The following is a 1,099-nucleotide window of genomic DNA, read 5'->3' as shown; positions in this document are numbered from 1 at the left end:
CTACCAAACATCAAAACAAATTGACGCTTCCGCGTCTTCGGTGGCGTGCTTGAGCCCCGCTACATTGTCGGCGCGGAACCACTAGACCAGTGAGCTGTTACGCACTCTTTCAAGGATGGCTGCTTCTGAGCCAACCTCCTGGCTGTCTATGCGACTCCACATCCTTTCCCACTTAGCACGCGCTTGGGGACCTTAGACGACGGTCTGGGCTGTCTCCCTCTCGACGACGGAGCTTATCCCCCGCCGACTCACTGCCGGCATACACATGACGGGTATTCGGAGTTTGGCTGCTATTGGTACCCGATACGGGCCCGCAAGCATCCAGTAGCTCTACCCCCCGCATGCAATCAACCGACGCTGCACCTAAATGCATTTCGAAGAGAACCAGCTATCACGGAATTTGATTGGCCTTTCACCCCTAGCCCCAGTTCATCCCCCCGGTTTTCAACCCAGGTGGGTGCGGTCCTCCACGCGGCCTTACCCGCGCTTCAACCTGACCAGGGCTAGATCATCCCGCTTCGGGTCCAGGACACGCGACTGGAAACGCCCTATTCGGACTCGCTTTCGCTACGCATACCCCACCACGGGTTATGCTCGCCACATGCCACTGACTCGCAGACTCATTTTTCGATAGGCACGCCGTCACCCCACCANGGCTCCGACGGTTCGCAGGCGCACGGTTTCAGGAACTCTTTCACTCCCCTCCCGGGGTGCTTTTCACCTTTCCCTCACGGTACTGGTACGCTATCGGTCAGACAGGTATGCTTAGGCTTGCCCAACGGTCTGGGCGGATTCACGCGGGATTCCACGGGGCCCGCGCTACTCGGGAACGGTCGTCCACAGGACGCGCGCATACGGCTACGGGGCCATCACCCTCTCCGGCCCGGCATTCAATCCGGTTCGCCTCGCACGCGCCTTTATCACTGCGGCCAGGAGCGCCGGCTCCTGGACACGCCGTCCCAACAACGCCGCGCACGCAACCCCCGGCGGGTATCACGCGCACGCGGTTTAGCCTGATCCGCTTTCGCTCGCCACTACTCACGGAGTATCCCTTCCTGCGGGTACTGAGATGTTTCACTTCCCCGCGTACCCCCCAGCC

At 60.7% G+C, this 1,099-nt stretch carries 1 rRNA gene (cut by a window edge); it reads right to left on the bottom strand.

Annotated features, from left to right (window positions below):
- Positions 1 to 1,099, bottom strand: a 23S ribosomal RNA gene (locus AC1AXT_RS08730) (its annotated part extends 785 nt beyond the left edge of the window); the annotation flags it as partial.

It is taken from the genome of Bifidobacterium sp. LH_450 (assembly GCF_056356715.1).
Note: the sequence above shows the minus strand (reverse complement) of the source record. Positions and strands in the feature narration are given on the sequence as shown.